This is a genomic window from Vibrio sp. FE10 (assembly GCF_030297155.1).
Classification (GTDB): domain Bacteria; phylum Pseudomonadota; class Gammaproteobacteria; order Enterobacterales; family Vibrionaceae; genus Vibrio; species Vibrio apostichopi.
Map to the genome: position 1 here is coordinate 1,757,790 of NZ_AP028068.1, position 21,015 is coordinate 1,778,804.

Here is a 21,015-nt window from a genome sequence, read left to right on the forward strand (position 1 = left end):
TCTTTATTCGAGAGAGCCGTCATTTATCTAAATTAAGTGCTCAAAATCCATCCAAATCGTTATAAGTAATAACTTTTCCTGTTCTTTGAACAAAACGCTTGAAGTATTAGTTGTCGTTAGATACAAACGAATAAGTCATTGTGCCAATAGTCAAGGAATCGCTATGCAAATTGGTGTACCAAAAGAAACACTCGCAGGTGAAACGCGAGTCGCTGCATCGCCGAAATCGGTAGAACAGCTTCTAAAATTAGGATTTGAAGTTTGTGTTGAATCACAAGCAGGTGCGTTAGCAAGTTTTGATGATACAGCTTATGAACAAGCTGGAGCAAAAGTTGTAACCGCAGATGAAGCTTGGAAATCCGATATTATCTTTAAAGTTAACGCTCCCATCGTTGACGAGTCTAAAAATGAAATCGAGTTACTTAAAGATGGCGCAACACTGGTCAGCTTTATTTGGCCTGCCCAAAACCCAGAATTAATGGAACAGCTTTCTAGCCGTAATGTTAATGTGATGGCAATGGACTCGGTACCACGTATTTCTAGAGCTCAAGCTTTGGATGCATTGAGCTCTATGGCAAACATTGCGGGTTACCGCGCTGTTGTTGAAGCCGCTCATGAGTTTGGTCGTTTCTTTACAGGTCAAATTACGGCTGCAGGTAAGGTTCCACCAGCGAAAGTATTGGTTGCTGGTGCGGGTGTTGCTGGCCTTGCGGCTATTGGCGCTGCGGGTAGCTTAGGTGCGATCGTTCGTTCATTCGATGTTCGTCCTGAAGTAAAAGAGCAAGTCGAGTCTATGGGCGCTGAATTCTTGGAAGTCGATTTCAAAGAAGACACAAGCGCTGGTGATGGCTACGCGAAAGAGATGTCTGACGCGTTCAACAAGAAAGCAGAAGAGCTCTACGCGGCTCAAGCGAAAGACGTTGATATCATCATTACGACGGCACTGATTCCAGGGCGTCCTGCGCCTAAGCTGATCACAAAAGAAATGGTAGATAGCATGAGCGCGGGTAGCGTGATTGTGGATCTTGCAGCGGCCAATGGTGGTAACTGTGAATATACCGTTGCTGATAAAGTGATCACGACCGCTAATGGCGTAAAAGTTGTGGGTTACACCGACATGGTCGGTCGCTTGCCGACTCAGTCGTCTCAACTGTACGCAACTAACTTGGTTAACTTGCTGAAACTGCTTTGCAAAGAGAAAGACGGCAATATCGATATCGACTTTGAAGATGTTGTGATTCGTGGTGTTACCGTGGTTAAAGCGGGCGAAGTCACTTGGCCAGCTCCACCAATTCAAGTTTCAGCGCAACCTCAACAAGCGAAACCTCAAGCTGTTAAGCCACAACCAAAAGTTCAAGAGCCTGTTTCCCCGGTTAAGAAAGCGGCGGGTATGGCAGTGGCAGTTGGTGCCTTTGCTTGGATAGCTTCGGTTGCGCCGGCTGCGTTCTTATCTCACTTTACCGTTTTTGTTCTCGCTTGTGTGGTGGGTTATTACGTAGTTTGGAATGTGAGTCATTCTCTGCATACGCCTTTGATGTCAGTAACAAACGCAATCTCAGGGATCATTGTTGTGGGCGCATTGTTGCAAATAGGACAAGGAAGTGGCGTTGTCACGTTCTTATCATTTATTGCCGTATTAATTGCAAGTATCAATATCTTTGGTGGCTTTACCGTGACCAAACGTATGCTTGAAATGTTCCGTAAAGACTAAGGAGTAGCAGATGTCTGAAGGATTAGTACAAGCAGCTTATATCATAGCTGCTGTATTCTTTATAATGAGCTTAGCCGGACTATCGAAACAGGAATCTGCTCGCGCAGGTAACTATTACGGTATCACTGGTATGGCAATCGCATTGATCGCAACGATCTTTGGCCCTCACTCTGCAGGTATTGTGTGGATCATCATTGCTATGGTGATCGGTGGTGGTATTGGTATCCACTACGCGAAGAAAGTAGAAATGACAGAAATGCCTGAGCTGGTGGCTATTTTGCACAGCTTCGTAGGTATGGCTGCGGTACTTGTTGGTTACAACAGCTACATTGACGCACCAGAAGCGGCAACCCACGCAGAACACGTTATCCATCTTGTAGAAGTTTTCCTTGGCGTGTTTATCGGTGCGGTTACGTTCACGGGCTCTATTGTTGCGTTTGGTAAGCTTCGTGGGACGATTTCATCGTCTGCATTGAACATCCCTCATAAGCACAAGTGGAACCTAGCGGCTATCGTTGCTTCTACATTGCTAATGATTATGTTCGTTAAAGCGGATGGCAGCATGTTTGCTCTTATGCTGATGACGCTTATCGCATTTGCTTTCGGTTACCACTTGGTGGCATCGATTGGTGGTGCAGATATGCCAGTGGTTGTATCGATGCTGAACTCTTACTCTGGTTGGGCAGCAGCGGCAGCAGGTTTCATGCTTGCAAACGACCTGTTGATCGTAACCGGTGCATTGGTTGGTTCGTCAGGTGCGATTCTGTCTTACATCATGTGTAAGGCAATGAACCGCTCGTTCATTAGCGTTATTGCTGGTGGATTTGGCCAAGAAGTGGTTGTGTCTGATGGCGATGAAGAGCAGGGTGAACACCGCGAAACATCAGCTGAAGATGTGGCTGACATGCTGAAAAACTCTAAGTCAGTCATCATCACTCCAGGATACGGCATGGCAGTAGCTCAAGCTCAATATCCAGTGCATGAAATCACTGAGAAGCTAAGAGCGCAGGGCATTAATGTTCGATTTGGCATCCACCCAGTTGCTGGTCGATTGCCGGGTCACATGAACGTACTGCTTGCTGAAGCGAAAGTACCTTATGATGTTGTTCTTGAAATGGACGAAATCAATGATGACTTTAATGAGACAGATACTGTATTGGTTATTGGTGCAAACGACACCGTAAACCCTGCAGCATTGGAAGATCCAAACAGCCCAATCGCTGGTATGCCAGTGCTTGAAGTTTGGAACGCTCAAAATGTTATCGTGTTCAAACGTTCTATGAATACAGGTTATGCCGGTGTGCAAAACCCGTTGTTCTTTAAAGACAATACTCAGATGTTGTTTGGTGATGCGAAGAAAAGCTGCTTAAGCATTTTAGAACATCTATAAACCGGAACAATTCTGCAGTAAAACTAAGGAGCTCATATGAGCTTATGAGCTCCTTTTTTTGATTCTAGTGAACTAAGCAGTTTAGAATCTAAGAACTTATTGTGCGCACAGATGCATTTCTTGTATTGGCAATAAGAGCAGGGTATTCACGGGTAAATTGATTGGTGAGCCCGCCGATTAAAGCTCGTAATCGTTTTCTCTTCAAATACACACCACTTTTCATGCGGTTAAAAATTTATCTTTGATAGCGAATGGTATATATTTGATTGATCTGTATGAATTTGCGCTTGGTTTGTGATCATCAAAAGAATATATACTCTGTTCATCGCTTCGTTAGTCGTTTCAGCAAATGCGTTTGCTGATTCTTTGCCTGAGCGTATCGATCACTTTACTAAGTTGTTTGATCATCAAACGGCCATCGAGTCTTATGATATTCGATTGCTTCAGGCGGATTATCCAACTCGCTTGATCATGCCGTCTTCAATGCTGCCACAAACAGCAGAGTACCCATTAAAAGATATTCAACGCCTCTACCAGTTATCTAAGACGTGTAGCGGGAAATTACCACTTAGCCCATTAATCACTGAGCCTTTGGTGTTTACTCGCGCAATGTGTAAAGGCACTAAACTTTCTGATCGTTGGTTTAGTCGTAGTGGGCTTATCCACCCAGGTGGTGGTTCTTATGCCGCGCGTTACGTTGAAAAGTACCCTGATAAGTTCGACTCCTTGAAGCGCTTTATGCATATTCAAGAGCGCCCAAACGTCGAACATGATGAATTGTTATCTCGCTTGCAGGATATGGACAGCGAAGCGATTACGGCACTGCTGGCTGGTGCAAGCATGTTTGTCGAACTTGATGAAATGTGGGTTAAACGCGGCGACAGATACTATTTATACAAAGAACCTGTTTGGTCTGAAAACGCAACACTAGCGGGTTTATCGCTCAGTTTATCTTCAGAAGGCAACAGTTGTTTCGTTCAACGCGGTAACGTGTGTTGGGAGATAGAAGATCACTCGGAACTTCTGCAAGTCGCCATGTTCATACTGGTGTTTGCCAATATCATGCTTGTGGTGGGTTGGGCGATATACCGTTGGAACAGTAAGAAGCAAGAGATGAAAAGTCGAATGCTTGTCCTTCAGATCTTAACGCACGAACTAAGAACACCGATCGCGAGTTTATCTCTAACGGTTGAAGGCTTTAGACGTGAATTCGAACACTTACCAGAAACGGTATATGATGAATTCCGTCGACTTTGTGAAGACACTCGTCGTTTAAGGCAGTTAGCTGAAGCGAGTAAAGATTACCTGCAGTCGGATAATCAACCACTGGCCACTGAGTGGGTGCCGAGTGTACAAGAATGGCTTGAATATAAAGTCGAAGAAGATTTTGCTCCGGGTATCGAACTCCGAGTAAACAAAGACATTGCTGCAAAATTGAACGTATATTGGTTAGGTACGTGTATCGATAACCTGATCAGAAACGCCGTGAAATACGGTGTGGCTCCAGTGATACTAGAACTGAATACTTCTGACAAGAAGCTGACATTCAAAGTTATAGATAATGGAGACTTGTCCCGTAAAGATTGGGGGCAACTAAGAAAGCCATTTGTAAGTAAAAGTGGACTAGGTTTAGGTCTGACGATAGTGGAATCTATGGTCGGAAAAATGGGCGGTCACATGACGCTGATAGGCCCCCCAACAACATTTATTTTGGAGATACCTTGTGAAACAGACATTGCTTCTCGTTGAAGATGATAAGAATTTAGCTGACGGTTTATTAGTTAGCCTTGAGCAAGCTGGATATGAATGTTTGCATGCAGAGTTAATCTCTGAAGTTGAAGGCTACTGGGAGCAAGCGGATCTAGTGATTCTAGATCGACAACTGCCAGACGGTGACTCAGTAGATTCACTACCAGCTTGGAAGAAGAAGAAAGACATTCCTGTCATTTTGCTGACGGCACTTGTGACAGTAAAAGACAAAGTCGCGGGCCTAGATTCAGGTGCAAACGACTACCTAACGAAGCCTTTCGCAGAAGCGGAACTGTTCGCTCGAATCCGTGCGCAGTTACGTCTGCCAGATGCTGAAGAGCAAGATGCATCAAAAGTGATGGCTCAGAACCTTGTTATCGACAAAGCTACTCGCGAAGTGTTTTTTAACGAGCTAGAAGTCACGCTAACACGTACTGAATTTGATCTACTCTTGTTCTTGGCAAGCAACTTGGGTCGCGTATTCACCCGTGATGAATTGCTTGACCACGTATGGGGTTACAACCATTTCCCAACAACACGTACCGTAGATACGCACGTTCTTCAACTAAGACAGAAATTACCAGGTCTTGAGATCGAAACGCTTCGTGGCGTTGGTTATAAGATGAAAGCGTAATGAAAAAAGCCTTACTTCCACTGTTAGCGTTAGCAAGTATCGTTAGCCCGGCACAAGCGGCCGATTGGTTTAAGAATAGTGATACTCTGACGCAAGTGCACAAACATCTGCTGGATAACGACTTATCCCAGATGTTTGATTCATTAGTGGAAGTTTGGCAAATTAATTCTTCTCAAGTAAGAGAAGATCACCTCAATGAATTATTTGACCAAGCGTTGAATAAGGATTGTGGAAAAACCCTCACCAAAAAGACCTTACCGGAATGGATTAATTCGGTGGTCGTCAAAAGACACACCATTCAAAGCCCTGGACGAGATACGTTTAGAGTCGTTATCGAAGTTGAATCTGAAGAGAATATCCAAGACATCACCTTCGAGAAATGGGTCGACAAAGTTGTATCATCAGACAGCGAACTCACTAAAGACAACGAAGTCGTGAATAACGCTTCAGTCAGTCTTTATAAGCAACGTTACAATTTACCTTCTCAATTGGACTCTGGCTTATACCGTTTGAATGTGAAAGCCGAAGGTGGCGTAGCATGGAGCACTTGGATCATTCTTGGTGAAATTACGATGCGACAACAAGTACGTTGGGCATCTAAAGACACCTGGAGAATCGACAAAAAAGAGCTTCTTAACCCATATTGCCCATTACCAAAGTTAGATGTTGGTTTGTACGATTACATCGACGAACATTATGAACAGGTGTGGGGAAAAAGCTACGAGTCAGATTATCCCATCAGTTTAAGTGCTGAAGAAGTTCCTAATGATCGCTACGTTTTGGCAGTTTCGATGATACATTCGCGCTGGCAAGGTGACATAGCGATAGAACAAGCACAAACTATCAGTAAAACTTATGATATTTCTAGCGAAGAAGAGTTAAAGTAATTTAAAATTGTGCCGTTAACTATGTAAGGGATCTAACAAAGATAAACGGCATGAAAAAAACTACTAAACTACTCGCAACGTCAATTGCATTCGCCAGTCTTCCTCTTTCAGCAGCAAACTACGCCATTGAAGCGCGTGGTGATGCGATGGGTGGTGTTGGTGTTGTTTCTGCAAACTTCTTAACCGCTCCATTCTATAATCCAGCATTGGTTGCTATCTATCGTCGTAACGATGATATGGGTATGATTACGCCAAGTTTTGGTGGTAGCTATAACGACCCAGACGACATGAAGTCGAACATCGATAGTGTTGTTGATGCTTCAAACACTGCAGACTTAGATGCCGCACTGAATAAACTGGATGGCAACCAAGCCAACGTTGAATTGGGCGGTGTCGTTGCATTCGCACTTCCTAACCAGTTTGTTGCTGCAAACCTTTTCGCGAAAGCTTACACAGAATCATTTGCGACCCCTAATGTTTACAGCACGGGTTCAGATACCGACAAGCTTGAGTTGTCTACTGTAGAAGCTGTTTCTATTGGAGTTGCAGAGGTTGGTCTTTCTCTAGCAAAATACCAAACCTTTATGGGCCAACACATCTCATTTGGTATCACACCTAAGATCCAACGCATTTACACATACAACTACGTTGCTTCAGTTAATGATTACGACTTATCTGACGTAAGAGAAAACAGTGACGGTGAAACAGCCTTCAACATGGACGCTGGTGCACTTTGGTTCTTCGGTCCATTCCGAGTCGGTGTTGCGGCTACCAACTTGATCTCTCGAGATATCGAAACTAAAGATACAACAAGAACACTAACCAGCAGCACAACTGGCGCGACTCACCAAGTCGGCGGTAAATACACTTATCAACTTGAGCCGGTTTACACCGTTGGTGCAGGTATTGTGTCTGACTACTTTACGTTTAGTGTCGATTACGATTTGAATGAGACTGAAAAGTTTACTTCGTTCGAAGACAACGAACAGATGATTCGTGTTGGTACCGAAGTTGATCTTCTACGTCAGCTTAAGCTAAGGGGAGGGTACTACAAGAACCTGGCTTACTCTGATTCAGAAGGAACAGTCACAGCCGGTATTGGTATTTCGCCACTCAACTTGTTCCAGTTAGATCTAAGTGCTAACTACACGAACGAAAATGCAATGGGCGCTTCAATCAATTTCCTTGCTAGTTACTAACAGTCCTTATATAGTTCTGCTCCTAAATAAAGGAGCAGAGCATGCTAAACGACTTACCAACCCTTTCTCACGAAGAACAACAGAAAGCTGTTGAACGAATTCAAGAAATGATGACTCAGGGCATCAGCACAGCACAAGCTATCAAAATCGTTGCTGAGCAAATTCGTGAAGAAATGAGTAATAAAGAAGAGTAGGGCATCAGCCCTTCTTTTTTAACACATTAGTGCACTATAACTAAATATATTACCCTCTAGTATATTATCTCGTACATACCCACTCTTTAGTTCCCACTAAATCTCAACCCGCCCACAACTCTCAAATTTTTATTATTCAATAGCTTACATCAGAGCAATCCACTTTATAGGGTTTTCTCTGTTTCTATTTGTAATTAAATTACAGCAAGATCTGAAAGTAAAACAATTGCCATTTTAGGTGTCAGTATTTATGTCACCATGTCTAAGTGGTTCAATATATAGCGTTTTTCAAGGCTAGTGACGTTGTGACTTCTGTTTTTAGCGGATACAAGTGTATGGATGTTCAGAAGCAGACAAATGAGGATTTCATCTAGGAACAGTGCGAGATAAGTAGCGACGGTAATGTTCAAAACCGGTACCGCGAGTGACTTACCACTGGTTAGAGCAAGCCTTACTCGCCATATATGTGACTTTAAGAACAAGTGCTTAGGAAGCTTAGAGGCGCAAGGAAGAACTGTTTATAGAGCGATTCAGGAACGATACGTATCAACAGGAGAATGCCATTGATGACGTTATTACAGGTGGTGTTATCGCAGGTGATGAGATCGCGCTTAGATAGAGGTGTCCGAATCGATTAGAATTCTGATGAGACAACAAAGCTTATGAACTTATTTAGTCAGCGGTTAAAAACCTAACGGCTGCTTAAGTGGAGAGTCGATATCAACAGGGTATTGATTGCGCGCTAATTGAGTATTAGCAGAGAGTTGAATGTGTAACTGTAATCCAGTCTCGCGAGTCTTAGTAAAACGTAACGACTTGGTTTCGTCCGTTGTCTTTCGCTTGGTAGAGAGCTTTGTCTGCACGTTTGATGGCAGTACGTATCGATTCATGCTCCTTAAGCTGCGTTACTCCGGTCGAAGCCGTTACTTTAAGGGCTTTAGGCCAAAGGCTTTGGTCCATTGCTAGGTAAAAATTATCGATAGATTCGTTACACTGTAGCGCAGTTTGTTCCAAGCAAACGAGTAGAAACTCTTCACCACCCCAGCGATAAAGCAAGTACTGCTCACCAAGGCTCTCGTTCGCCGTTGCGACAAACTGAATAAGTACTTTGTCACCCACTTCATGGCCATGTTGATCGTTGATCTGCTTAAAATGGTCTAAATCAAATAACGCGATGTGAATCATTTTTCCTTGTTGCGCCAACCATTCGAAATCATAGAAAGTATCTAACGCTTCGGTTCGGTTTCTACATCCGGTCAACGGATCGGTTGTGGCCTTTACCTTTAGCTCTTGAATTTCTTGGGTTAAATAGCGTTGTTGCTCTGCTGCACGCATTTTGCTTCGCTGTGCGATATGTAATGCGCAACCTATATAATAGATGGCATACATCACCCATAGTCCAACCAAAAGCTCAACTAACAAAGCTTTACTGATGATTTTACCGTGGAAAACAATGCTCGAGATCTTAAGTGAATGATGCCCATCGAGCGTGCTGGCACCAAGCCCAAGTTCAACAGACACCGCGTTTGTAATGTCTACCGCGCTATCAGAAACAGGGCGGTTATAATGATCAATCCACCAGAAAGGGACATTGAAGTAGCCCAAATCAATGTGGCTTGCATCTGGTAACGAGAAGTCTAAGCGATTGAACTTGTTCGACATAGCATCGCCTTTCACGCTGTAATTCTTGTCGTAATTACGAATGTAGAAGCGAAACCTTGGGTCTTCTTGGCCTTGGTAATCCATATTAATGGTGACCGAATCGAACGTAGAGAGATCGAGCCCTTTACCTTGTGTCGATATAACGAACTCAATTTCACAGTAGGGTAAGCTATAGGTCCGTTTAAAGTCACACTGTAACTCGATTCCATCTTCTGACCTGTTTAACGAGCCTACGGTGCCACCATCATGGTCTCTGTCTGTGTGAACGCGTGTAGGGTATTTGTCTGGTGTAATAACGTGGCTCTTATTCATGAGCGTATTAAATGAGATCAACGACACTAGGGTGGTTGCTAGGCAAAAAATCGAAAGGAATATGTTGAGTTTTCGGAATGCTTTGTCGCTCATGATACTAACCCGTACACGTGATTCGAACCTAATGTGCAATGCCTTAGAGTTGGCGCAATCGGAGATTAGAGTATTAGCATTCATAAAATTGCTATACCCAGAACTGATCCAGAATTGATGGTTATACAGGAAAGCGCACCATTAGACCAAATTCAAGTTTAAAAATTGAACGCAGACCCTTGATTTTGAATGTTATTTGCTCAATAAGTGCGGTTTATACGGGGGTAATAATTTAACTGTATATTTATACAGTTAAATTTAAAGTGGCTAGGTTTGTTGTAATCTGAGTAGTGTGTGCGAGTTTTATGGCGTGATAATGAGTCATGAGGCCACGGTTACTGTTCATCAATCAAAGTGGAGGGTAGTTATGTTGCAGTGTCACTTTTTAACTCAATTTTATTGAAAACTTTGTTGTCTATGAGAACTTTCGTACCATTCATCTTGTCTTTCATTCCTAATTACGCGCCATATGTCGAACAAGGCTTCAATCCACTGCAGAACATCCCTAACCCTTATTGGTTTGTGGCGGGTGTTGATGTGGTCGATACCTACTTGAATACTACGCATCTCCATGGAAAACGAAGTGATGGAATTCATTGATGCACTAATCATTACACAGATTACTGGTGGAGTCTCAAGCCTTGGCACGATTGCGGTTTTGAAAACAGACATCAACTGTATAAAGCGAGTGCAACAAGACCAAGAGCAACGGATACGAAAACTGGAGATACCTGATGAAAGGACACAAGTGCAAAGGCCGCCGACCAAACGGCCAACTTAAGAAAGGTTATACGCTCAAAAACGGGCGCGTAGTTAGGGCGAATACCACGCGGAAACGCTACAAAAAGCGCCGATAAAACCAATCAATTAAGAGAGCCATTTTCTTATAAAAGTGGCTCTTTTTACATTTCATCTATAAGTAATTAGACGCTTAGCATTTAGTTTTACAGCTAATGATTTAAATCACTGTTATAAATGAGGTTAATCTTTATAATCGCGACTTATGATTCAATAGAGACAGAAAAACCTGTATTCAATGCAGGGCTTTTCGTAGCCATTCAGCTTCAATTTATTGACTCGGGATAATTGTCCCGTTTAAAACTGCAAATAAAGACGTAGAGAGTACAATGTCAGACTTAAATGGAAAACAGCTGATAAAACTTGCAGTTGTCCTGCAAGATTTATTTAGCACTGGTGATTGGCAAGAGTTGTTCACTGTAACTGATACCGAAGATTTTATTGTTCTTCATTCTAGCTTTATGCGAGATGTAAATTGGCAAAATGCCACGTTAAAACAAGGGTGTATAAGTGCTGTAAAGTACGTGTTAGAAAGTGACGAGTCTAACCTTAATGAAATTTGGAAATTAGGTCAGGTACAGACATCCCTTAAGCGTGAAGAACCAGAGTTATATCTTGTTATCGAGGCTATCGTTGATGGTATCGAAGTAGTAGCAACACCAGATGTTGCCAACATAAATGATACTGTTTTTAAAGCACTTGAAGACGCTGAGGTACTTCTTTCAACTCAAGGGGCCGCGAGTGCGTATGATCGAACCCATACAGCTTTGCATGGGTTCTTGAGGCAAGTTTGTAAAAATAAAGGGATTGCATATTCGGATAATGATGCCATTACAGCATTGTTACCCAAAGTAAATGATTATATTAAACGACAGCCTGATATTGGTCGAAATGAACAAGTGTTCAATATGCTGAGGTCAGCAGGTTCTATGCTAAATACGATAAACTATCTACGTAATCATCATAGTTTATCTCATGCAAATCAAGACTTATTGACTGAAGCTGATGCTCAGTTTTCAATCAACCTGACTCGTTCAATTATGAGTTATATCGATGGTCTTGTAGGTTAAGCGCCTAACAAACTATAAAGAGTGATTTGCAAAGCGTGTTATCTGCTATCCGCAGTACTCAGTGTTTAAGTGGTCTAAATCTTATTTTGTGTGCACCTTTTAGTGAGTTAGGTAACCGGAGGTAATTTGGAAGTTTCGTTCAGTAATTGTGATATTCGAGCGTACCGAAACAAACGAGATCGGGTTGTACTTCATTGCCAAACCGTTGTATTTGTTGATTGTGGTGGTTGGGATTTTCCAAGTAAATACTTCTCACGAACTCAGTTTTCACTAGTGTTGTCTAACGGCGATAATGTGAAGTTTGAGGCTCAATTGTATTGTGACAGTGAGTTCGAATTTAATGGTACCAACAATACTTACACATTTAAGTTGAAAGCTACTACCCACTACCATGAGATTGAGGATCAAGTCGTAATTCTATGTTTATCTGCAGATATAGATTTTCCTCATGGTGTTTCACCTATACATCATAAGCAACTAGGTGTAATTAGGAGCACTGCCAATTAGCTTGTTTGTTTCAGTGTGGTTCCCTGCGTCGTGATTTACGACGCTGGGAACCACACTCTTATATTGAAATGAATTAGGAAAGGCGTTGACGTAATTCCTTGTTCGATCATGAAAATTTATAGAAATAGAAGTTTTCTCGACTTTGATCTTAGAATTAGTACCATTGATTAGCTGTAAAGGCATCGCTTACCAAAGCGTTAGGTTTAAGTCATGTTAACTAGTAGGAGCAATAATGTTAGATAAAGATTTCATAAAATATACATTAGAAGTTCATGGGTTTGAACTAGGAGACAGCAGCAACTTTGGCGAGCAATATTATCATTCATTCGATAAGTCTCAGCTTATTGTGCGTTCGTTGGAAACCCATTCGCGGGAAACTTGAATAAAGAAGCTTACGAAGATATAACAATCAATCTTGCCGATATGATCGGCACTAATTTTAAGTGTACATCTTTACCCTCGTTGGAGGAAAACCTTCACAAAATACTAAAGGTCCTGAAAGAAAACTCTGATGATGACGACATTTTAAAATGTCCTAAGTGTAAGACAAGGTACGTACAGTTAAAAAACCCAATTAGAGGTCAAAAATGGAAACCGTTTTTATCTTGTTCTGGAATGATAATTAAAGGGCGAGGAGCTAACAAGGGAGTGTTGTGTGATGGTACGTCAAAAAAAATCCCTGCTTTGATTAGGCTAGCCCCTTAATAGTTGGGACTTATACAAAAAAGCAGACCATGAGGGTCTGCTTTTTTGTATGATTCATTTGAGCTACATGGCACTTTTTAATTTCGTCGAATTGCTCTGATTAGTAGAACTGTTCTTTCTAGATGTTTTTAATTCTTCATGTAGTTTACGATAGTTATCAAGATACTCTCCAAGAAGTCTATCTAGATCATCCTTGAGGTCAGTGTTGTTGTCCAACAGTTCTGTTACTGTTGTAGAGTCAGCTTGATTTTGACATTCTTCAACCAGAACAGTCTCAGTCTCAGCTTTCTTTCTATGAAGTGCAGCCTCAACCCAGTAATTCTTTGTCATAGTTAGTCCCTTTTCAGTTGACTTGTAAGTCATCTTAGTCAATTTATGAGTTAATTTCAATTTTAAAGACATAGGGTTACATCTCCGAAATTGTTATTTGACTGTTGATTAAATAGCTAACAACATTTAAATGAGGACGTATAAAGTGATAAAAAGCTTTAGCTCTATCTTCACTTGATAACATGTTTTTTGTTTTGCTGTACACGTTTACCACCGCGATAACCTTATCACTTCTATCGTAGATTGGTATAGCTAGAAATGACCGCGTATTGTCATTTTTGTAATACAATCGAATTTCTTCTTTGTACTTATTGGTTAAGTAATCACCATGATAAGTACTTTCGATACGGTTAAAGAATTTTTCTGCGATTATCTTTGTATCAGGGACATACCTTGCTTCGTTTTTTTCTATTGAAGTAGGTGCACCTTCAAAGTTCGGATGGTGTTTTTTTGATTGACCAAGGACACTATAAGGAAAAATAAGAGGTTCACCTTGGACTGCTTTTTTACATGTGGAAAACTGCTGTTGAGATATTAGTAGTTGGTCACAAAAACTTAGTCTCGATTGAAGACTGTCAGTAAACAAGAAAAAAGGGGAGTTAACTAAAGCCTTATCCAAATCAGGCTCTGAAACGTAGTCAGAGATGTCCAAAACACTAAAGACGTTCACAGAATAATCTATGTTACCATGTCGTTGTTTTGTCCATTCATTTGCAATGTTGGCAATGCTTTCAATCACAGGAACTATGTGACTACTTGATATTTTTGTAGCATGTTGTTTGTGTTGGTCAAAGTCTGCTCGTGATAGTAACAATTTTTTGTATTTAAGTTCGCTAATCAATCCTGCTACGTTTTCAAATAGCTTCAGGTTGTCAATATGTAAGTTGGCGCCGCCTTCCAACACCGCAGTCGGAGGAAGGGACTTTTCTAATTCTTGTTTTAACTTATCTCCACGGTATCGACTAGTCATTAAGATAATCGCGATGCTGTTTGCAAGAAGAAAAGTAGCGCCAGTACTATCGATAGGTGATGTTTGTGTAAGAATTTGAGCCTGAAGTTCTTTGTTATAGATACTTACGCTAGATGCCCAGATAACTCCTGACAAATGTAGAATCAAATTAGCCATTGAGTTTGTACTTGAGATACAAAAACTTTTAATGACTTTATAATTCAAGTTCGCGATTGCTGAAGCTAAAAGTATGATAAGAATAGTGCTGACTACAAGCGTTAGACTTTGGTGATTGGCTAACAACTGTAACGTGTTCATAGTTTCTTCTAGTTCTAGTTGAGACATTTTTAAGCTCATGAATTTTTGGCATATTATCGCATAGCTTCAAAGTTGATTGAAGAGTTTGGAACCATTTTAGACAGTTTCCAAAGCTTGAGTTTGCTCGATAATTTTCATTGTTTAAGGCTTTGTTATTTATTTTTGGGTTCGTGAGGTTTAGAAACAAAGTATTTTAGTTATTCAATAGAGTAGGCGAGCCTATATCGAGAGTCCTGGAGAGCGAGTAATGTTATTGCGTGTGAAGGTTGCTTATTTAAACTTTGTTGGCACCCAAGGTTTCGCCGGCGTTCGACGAGCTGACGATGTTCGTCGCGCCAATACGCAAAATTGAGCAATTCTTTCGGATTAAATTCGCGTCGTTCAGGCGTGATCAAGGTGGCAGGTCAAAGTGTATCTTTAATCCATTCCAACGATAATCTAGGGTCAAGTAACCACGAGCGTGAATGTTTGTGAGTTTCGGTAAAGTAACTTAGTCCATGTGAACATGTCTGTTCGTGACATTACGTAGATCTGAGGAACACAGAGTAATCCAACAATCTAACCAACAAACATAAACTTTAGAGCGAGCTGTAAGTTTGGTTTAAAAAACTCAGCATGGGAATTTACAGACGAGCACGTGCGAGAAAACTTAACTGGCTTAGTGGAAAACACAAAACAGAATTCAACGTGTGTAGCCAACAAGAAACACGGTGGCGTGTGTAAAATCTGAAAAAGAAACGACAGCAATGCCCACAAGGTTTACACACAGCGCGGTGAATCATGAGTACAAGAAGATGTAAGTCAAACAGACGGAACAAATGTTCTCGTTGATCGACTTTGCGTAAACGAATCATGTAGATGTTAGCCGCACATATAATGATTGGGTTAAAAGAGCGTGTAGAGAATGCTGGTGAACTCAATATGCTTGAGACGCCAGTTGTATTAAGGGTTTAAAGGGAAACGATGATACGAATAACTTTGGAACATAGTGACATTACTATCTGGGGCCTACCCCCTCTGTCAATCCCATTTTAAAATGTCCTCATTTGCCCCAAATAGAAATGTCCCGTTGTTAGGTCTTTCGACTGGAGGCTTTGAATGGTTCGGTGAGGACTGGGTTGATTGTTTGAAGGGCTTTTTGCTGTGCGCGGCGTTTGGGGGCTTTCTTACTGCGAGTTTGTTGCTGTTGTTGTTCGAATTCTTCTTGTTGTTGCTGAGCAAACTTTAAAACTTGGCCGAGGCGTTTGTTGTCGACGATTTGGGTTTGTTGAACTTGCTCGAGTTTGTCGAAGGTTTTGAATTCGAGTTTTCGATGCCCGTATTGGATGGCGATTTCACCGTTTGGGTAGTCGAGTATCTTGACATGTTCGTGCGCTAGTCGGCTGTTTTCTTTAGTAGGTTCAATGAGATAAATCACTTTATCGTATTGAAATGTCAGCGACTTTGAGAGCTTGCGGGTTTCTTGCCAACTGAAAATATCGTCGAGTTCTTGCTTGGACTCTCGAACCGGACGATGCATGTCTTTTGGGTATTGAGCGGGCTTAGCAAAGCGATGGTTAAAATCGGCGATGAAGTAGGGAAGCCAGGCGTTGGCTTGTTCGATGGTGTCGATACCTTGTAAGCGCATCTCTTTAACCAGCCGGTCTTGCAGCGTGAGGTTGGCTCGCTCCACGCGTCCTTTGGCTTGGGAGCTGTTGGCACAGATGAGTTCTATGGCCAGTTCTTTCAACACGCGCCCGTATTGAGTTTGGCCAACTTGTTTGTGTTTCTCCTGATTCACTCGAAAAATCGAGTGCTTGTCACTGTAAAATGCGATGGGTTTACCGTGCTCATTAAGGTATTCACGCGTGGTCAGCATGTAATCAAACGCGGATTCTGTCTCACTGAATCTTAGGTTCATCAAGCGGCCAGTCGCATCATCAATGAACACCAGTAGGCAGCATTTGTCGCTGCGGCCCTCAAACCAGTCATGATGTGAGCCATCTATCTGAATCAATTCTCCAAGACAGTCTCGACGGTAACGAGGTTGATAGACTCTAGGTTTTCGTTGTGAGTGCGGGATCCAAAGGTTGTCGGCAATCATCCATTGGCGAAGTGTTTCTAACGAGATAGCTAAATTATGATTTTCTATGATCTTTTCACGTGCAAATGTGGGCGAGAAATCAGAATAGTATTTATGGATAGTCGAAAGAATCTCTTTGCGATACTCGTCAGAATAACGTCGATTACTGGGTTTACCTCTAGAAGCATGGGTTAAACTAGCCGCACCATGTTCACGTAGTTTGTTCATTAACCTTTGAACTTGACGCTCACTTAACGAAAGTATCTCTGCCGCATCAGTACGACGCAAACGATGTTCACAGACGTCTTGAATAACCTTGAATCGACTAATTTCTTTTTCACTCATGGCAATCAACATCTCAGTAGTCCTTAGTAACCGAAGTTGGTACATGAAATGTAGTCAGCAACCAGTACTAAGGTGACATTTTAATCTAGCTCAAAAGTGACATTACTATCTGGGGCTTACACCCTCACTACGTATTATGTACGTTATGTTAAATATGCTGGGTTATCTGTTATGTTCATATCTAATCCCAAATCAATCACTTACCTTCATATCAAGCACCTGCTAGTTTTTTGTGATGCGTCTTTAATAACTTCATAAGTAAGTGGTTTGGTTTTTCGTTAGCTTCATAAGTTCAACGTATTTAACAATCTTGGTTATTTACCATAAAATAGCTAATATTCATAAATACTGCCTCATGCGAATGCTTCGTATTCTTATGCTGCATATTTTGATATTACCATGGAGTCAAACAAGCTCCCGCTCTAGAGCTTTCCCCACAACTTACAGTGGTTAAATTCCTTTGGTCAGCGTTTGTTTCTTTGTCGTCGAAAAAGCAACGTATATTGATTCGACTAAGCTAAGCGACAGTATCTGTCACCAAAATCTCACCTTTATACTTGTTAAAATGTTTAATTTGGTGGTGAATAGACTATTTGGAGCGTAAGCAATACAAATTACGATCAAATTCTAATTCTTATCTAAATTTGATATTTTCACCTTATCACAAACTAAAAATTAAGTTTAACTAGCATAGAATGGCGTTACACTGTAACGAATGGCCATTATGTTGCCACATAAAATTCTGCATAACGTGTGATTTACAGAACTAAGTTTGCATTAATCTCTAAAGCTAGTATTAAATATTAACCAGCTACTTTGATGGGTTTTATACATAATTTTTAGGGTGTTTATTAGTTTATGACCTATTCCAATTTACATATTTCACGAAATGGACAGCTATCACACATCATGGTCGATGACGTGACGACCTTGCCATCCATGTTTGTGTCTATTTTTGGGAGAAATGAGCTTAGCCGAAAAAGTTTGGGCACTCAGGAAAATATTCTTATTTCATTGCGCTTCTTTTACATTTATTACTACAAGAAATACAAGAGAACGTTCGATTATGATTTTTACCAGCGCAAGTACAACATTTCGACTTTCATTCATGAGCTTGATGGATTCTTCAACTACCTACTTGGTGAGCAACACCTTAATAGCAAAGAAGATATTATAGCCGTTGGGCACTTACATACGGCCATTATAAAGGCAAACAAGGTTACCTATGGTGGTCATATAAGGTGTATTGGTCGCTTCATGCGGTATCTGAATTACCGATATATGAACTTGAAATATCAAGACCTGTCTCCACTGGAAGCTCATGAGGTCAATACTGCAAACCATCAAGACCTTGTAGAAAAGTTAAAGAGCTTTAGTCGCCTAGAAGTTTCACAAAATGAACCAGCAAGCAGATTCAAAAGTATTACGGAACAGCAGAGCATCAAGCTAAACAATATGCTTATCCCCTCTACCCCTACTTTCACTGACGAGGAAACTGGTGAGCATTTCGAAGAAGTAATAAATCCACAAAATCCCTTTAAGGAAGGGTTTCTTCAGTATCGAAATTACCTAATGCACAGGCTGATGTTCGCATATGGCTTACGAGTCGGTGAGGTGTTATTGCTTTCACTTGACTCAGTTGGGGAGACGTTACCAGATGCTCGCGGTAGCTCTCGATTCATCCTAATTGTCCAGAATTTACCTGATGACGTTGTAGACCCAAGAAGAAGACCGCCTTCTATTAAGACACTACATTCTTACCGTGATATTGAGCTGACTGATGATGATTTCATCATGTTTTCTATATACACGGAGCAATACCGTGCACCTTTATTTGAATTGAAAGGGATTGATGACCATGGGGTTATGTTTATCAAGGATAAAGGCGGTTTAACCCCCATCTCTTACGATGGAGTTCGCTCATTTTATAGGGACAAGATAGACCCTACTTTTATCGCTCTTCACCCTTATTACCGTAACGAATGCAAAAAAAACATTAATTATATGGTGGCTTTAACTCCCCACGTTGGCCGACATACTTGGGCGTACATCACTCTAGAGTTTATCTACAACGAAATATTCAAAGAAAACTTAATGATTGCTCGTGATTATGGCATTCGAGCTAGGATGCAAGGCGAATTGGATACTGCTGTTGAAAAACTCCGTTCATTGGGCGGTTGGTCTGTCAAAAGTAAGGTTCCACTCAAATACGCTTCACGATTCGTGGAAATAGTAAGTAACCAAAGCAACACGAAACGAACCAAGCGCGCTGATTGGCAGACTGCCATACCAGAAAGAGCTGCTTCGCAATATAAAGCTGAATCTACAGGAGATAATGGATATGACGAAGACATCCCATTCGACGACTTATTTAACTAGTAACTCGGTACAAGGGTCGATTCCATCTCAAACGATATCTCCCCTATTTACGTCTGAACAGTTTCTTTGGATTGACGATATTAAGATACCATCAAGGCTCTACCTTGTGAGAGCAACAGAGTTCGACGATCAATTTTTGAGTCTAACACCTAATGACTGGCGCTACCGATACTCGGGCGATAACAAAGCTATTCTTTTCAGTAATGGCTTACACTTTCGTAATTTGTCACCAGAAACAATCAAGCTCATCAAGTACCTCACAGTAGAGTATATTAAGGAAAACTCTGCAAGCGTTGCGGACAGGTTCGCGATGTTTGTTGCTATTACTTTTTCCGACATTGAATATGTTAGCCGCGAAAGCCTAATTGCGAAATTGCACCAACTTGTTGCGAAGGTTGACCGAAATCATTCAGACAATAGCCAGTTCTACTACACGCTTTATGCCCTACGTAAATTAGAACGAGGCAAGTTCTTTAAAAGCACTGGTGATGAAGGCGACCTTGAAGATTTACTGTTGGAAGTTCCACGACCTCGTAATAGCAATTGGGGGCGTTATCAGAACTTAGATTTAGTTATCCCAGATGAAGTATGCCTAATGATTGAGAACGGCGTGCACCTATGGGCATCAAAGCTATGTCCAAAACTGGATAGTAAAGAAGCTAAGGTGGCACACTTAAAGAAAGTAAAGAAAGTTACTAACCTATGTGCTTTAAGGGACTGCATCATTATTGGCATAGTCTATTACACGGGAGCACGGCCAGTTCAAATAGGTAAAATGGCCGGAGGTGATTATACCGTTGATACTGAAAATGAATATGGGATGCGTTATTCGATGTTAGTCCCATATGCCAAGCAGACAAAGCTCACCATTAATCGCGTGCGTGTTGCCATTCCAGACGAGCTAGGGAAATTGGTCACTCTATATAAATACTTAAGTGGGGTTGGCGATCAAGAGCAGTTGTTCTCTTCCGAGGTTTCTTCAACAAAAATGGTCGATAATTCGATCAAAAATATGCTCCTCAAATTCTCTTCCAGAGATATTCAAGAGGCTGTAAAAAATGATGGTTACGAGTTGCCTGTATACCCAGCGAGTCTATTTCGCCATAACGTTGGTCACTCGATGGCGATGCTTGGTGCGAGCGCCGCTGAGATTTCTTATGTCTTGGGTCATTCCAACCATATCGTAGCAAATAGATATATTGCAGCTACCCCTGAAATGTCTGACATCAGGGAACAGGCATTAGGTCGTAATCCTGTTTTCAAAAACATGATGGCTCTGATGTTGACTGGAAACTTAATCCACAGCACCAAATGGCAAGGCCGACGTGTTGCAGCATCAATTGGTGGGAAGTTACATCATCACCTCGGTGGTTGCAATTACGAAGAAAATATCTGCCCTTTCTCACAAGGCCGTGGATGCTATGGGTGTATTTACTTTACTCCTTTTGCTGACGGCTATCATCACAAAGCTCTTGATTCACTCTTTGATGAGATAGATGAAATTCGTAACGTTGCCGACGATGCTGGCCTAGTACACCATCCGCTATTAACCGAATTAATACGTCGTAAAGATCATGTACTTCAGGTAATGGCTCGAATTGAAATGGTTAATATTAAGGAAGAGGCTGTATAAATGACTCGGGACATTACTGATCTGAAAAGTAAGCAAGCAAAGAACCTCGACGCATATGTTCATAAGTATAAGGCTGAATTTGAAAAGC

The 21,015-nt window shown here is 41.5% G+C and carries 18 protein-coding genes; 13 read left to right on the forward strand and 5 right to left on the reverse strand.

Translation table 11 applies throughout. The annotated features are described in order from the left end of the window. Positions 1 to 163 precede the first annotated feature (163 nt). The 7 genes from pntA to QUF19_RS24715 all read left to right on the forward strand — a co-directional run bounded on the left by pntA (position 164) and on the right by QUF19_RS24715 (position 7,764). Positions 164 to 1,711, forward strand: a complete 1,548-nt coding sequence (gene pntA, locus QUF19_RS24685) for a Re/Si-specific NAD(P)(+) transhydrogenase subunit alpha (protein ID WP_286300660.1) — start codon at positions 164 to 166, stop codon at positions 1,709 to 1,711. A 10-nt stretch (positions 1,712 to 1,721) separates the two neighbouring features. Continuing rightward, positions 1,722 to 3,101 carry a Re/Si-specific NAD(P)(+) transhydrogenase subunit beta gene (pntB, locus tag QUF19_RS24690; protein WP_102435155.1) on the forward strand — a complete coding sequence of 460 codons (1,380 nt, stop codon included), beginning with the start codon at positions 1,722 to 1,724 and terminating at the stop codon, positions 3,099 to 3,101. Between the two features lie 297 nt (positions 3,102 to 3,398). Next, the gene (vxrA, locus tag QUF19_RS24695) at positions 3,399 to 4,850 is read left to right on the forward strand and encodes a sensor histidine kinase VxrA (RefSeq protein WP_198595844.1); all 1,452 of its coding nucleotides are present in this window, start codon (positions 3,399 to 3,401) and stop codon (positions 4,848 to 4,850) included. Continuing rightward, the gene (vxrB, locus tag QUF19_RS24700; RefSeq protein WP_017107022.1) at positions 4,825 to 5,484 is read left to right on the forward strand and encodes a response regulator transcription factor VxrB; all 660 of its coding nucleotides are present in this window, start codon (positions 4,825 to 4,827) and stop codon (positions 5,482 to 5,484) included. The genes vxrA and vxrB overlap by 26 nt, the downstream gene beginning before the upstream one ends. Then, complete coding sequence (locus tag QUF19_RS24705; protein ID WP_192890851.1) at positions 5,484 to 6,371, forward strand: DUF2861 family protein; 888 nt, start codon at positions 5,484 to 5,486, stop codon at positions 6,369 to 6,371. The genes vxrB and QUF19_RS24705 overlap by 1 nt, the downstream gene beginning before the upstream one ends. Positions 6,372 to 6,421: 50 nt before the next feature. Further along, on the forward strand, positions 6,422 to 7,570 hold the full coding sequence (locus tag QUF19_RS24710; RefSeq protein ID WP_286300664.1) for a conjugal transfer protein TraF: 1,149 nt from the start codon (positions 6,422 to 6,424) through the stop codon (positions 7,568 to 7,570). Positions 7,571 to 7,611: 41 nt separating this feature from the next. Then, the gene (locus tag QUF19_RS24715) at positions 7,612 to 7,764 is read left to right on the forward strand and encodes a YoaH family protein (RefSeq protein WP_004731009.1); all 153 of its coding nucleotides are present in this window, start codon (positions 7,612 to 7,614) and stop codon (positions 7,762 to 7,764) included. 798 nt (positions 7,765 to 8,562) lie between these two features. Here the strand turns inward: QUF19_RS24715 and QUF19_RS24720 are convergent. Continuing rightward, on the reverse strand, positions 8,563 to 9,870 hold the full coding sequence (locus QUF19_RS24720; RefSeq protein WP_286303302.1) for a GGDEF domain-containing protein: 1,308 nt from the start codon (positions 9,868 to 9,870) through the stop codon (positions 8,563 to 8,565). Between the two features lie 378 nt (positions 9,871 to 10,248). On the opposite strand from QUF19_RS24720, the gene QUF19_RS24725 reads away from it, so the two are divergent. From QUF19_RS24725 to QUF19_RS24740, 4 genes are all read left to right on the forward strand, one after another. Then, positions 10,249 to 10,431, forward strand: a complete 183-nt coding sequence (locus QUF19_RS24725; protein ID WP_286300673.1) for a hypothetical protein — start codon at positions 10,249 to 10,251, stop codon at positions 10,429 to 10,431. Then, positions 10,418 to 10,612, forward strand: coding sequence for a hypothetical protein (locus QUF19_RS24730; protein WP_286303303.1), 195 nt, complete (start codon positions 10,418 to 10,420; stop codon positions 10,610 to 10,612). The genes QUF19_RS24725 and QUF19_RS24730 overlap by 14 nt, the downstream gene beginning before the upstream one ends. 346 nt (positions 10,613 to 10,958) lie before the next feature. Then, a complete protein-coding gene (locus QUF19_RS24735; protein ID WP_286300675.1) occupies positions 10,959 to 11,699 on the forward strand; it encodes an abortive infection family protein in 741 nt (246 codons plus the stop codon). Positions 11,700 to 12,438: 739 nt separating this feature from the next. Further along, on the forward strand, positions 12,439 to 12,588 hold the full coding sequence (locus tag QUF19_RS24740) for a hypothetical protein (RefSeq protein ID WP_286300677.1): 150 nt from the start codon (positions 12,439 to 12,441) through the stop codon (positions 12,586 to 12,588). A 386-nt stretch (positions 12,589 to 12,974) separates the two neighbouring features. Here QUF19_RS24740 and QUF19_RS24745 read toward each other — a convergent pair whose 3' ends face one another. The 4 genes from QUF19_RS24745 to QUF19_RS24755 all read right to left on the reverse strand — a co-directional run bounded on the left by QUF19_RS24745 (position 12,975) and on the right by QUF19_RS24755 (position 16,915). Next, complete coding sequence (locus QUF19_RS24745; RefSeq protein WP_286300679.1) at positions 12,975 to 13,241, reverse strand: hypothetical protein; 267 nt, start codon at positions 13,239 to 13,241, stop codon at positions 12,975 to 12,977. Positions 13,242 to 13,317: 76 nt separating this feature from the next. After that, on the reverse strand, positions 13,318 to 14,535 hold the full coding sequence (locus QUF19_RS24750; protein ID WP_286300681.1) for a GAF domain-containing protein: 1,218 nt from the start codon (positions 14,533 to 14,535) through the stop codon (positions 13,318 to 13,320). Between the two features lie 170 nt (positions 14,536 to 14,705). After that, positions 14,706 to 14,903: a DUF3653 domain-containing protein gene (locus QUF19_RS26530; protein ID WP_434784927.1), complete on the reverse strand. Its 198-nt coding sequence runs from the start codon at positions 14,901 to 14,903 to the stop codon at positions 14,706 to 14,708. Positions 14,904 to 15,580: 677 nt separating this feature from the next. Continuing rightward, positions 15,581 to 16,915: an ISNCY family transposase gene (locus QUF19_RS24755; RefSeq protein WP_286303304.1), complete on the reverse strand. Its 1,335-nt coding sequence runs from the start codon at positions 16,913 to 16,915 to the stop codon at positions 15,581 to 15,583. Between the two features lie 858 nt (positions 16,916 to 17,773). Between QUF19_RS24755 and QUF19_RS24760 the strand changes: the two genes are divergently transcribed. Together QUF19_RS24760 and QUF19_RS24765 are read left to right on the forward strand one after the other, a co-directional pair. Then, positions 17,774 to 19,294 (forward strand): site-specific integrase, encoded by a 1,521-nt coding sequence (locus QUF19_RS24760; RefSeq protein WP_286300682.1) that lies wholly within the window; start codon positions 17,774 to 17,776, stop codon positions 19,292 to 19,294. Continuing rightward, a complete protein-coding gene (locus QUF19_RS24765) occupies positions 19,257 to 20,927 on the forward strand; it encodes a site-specific integrase (protein ID WP_286300684.1) in 1,671 nt (556 codons plus the stop codon). Before QUF19_RS24760 ends, QUF19_RS24765 begins: the two co-directional genes overlap by 38 nt. Positions 20,928 to 21,015 lie beyond the last annotated feature (88 nt).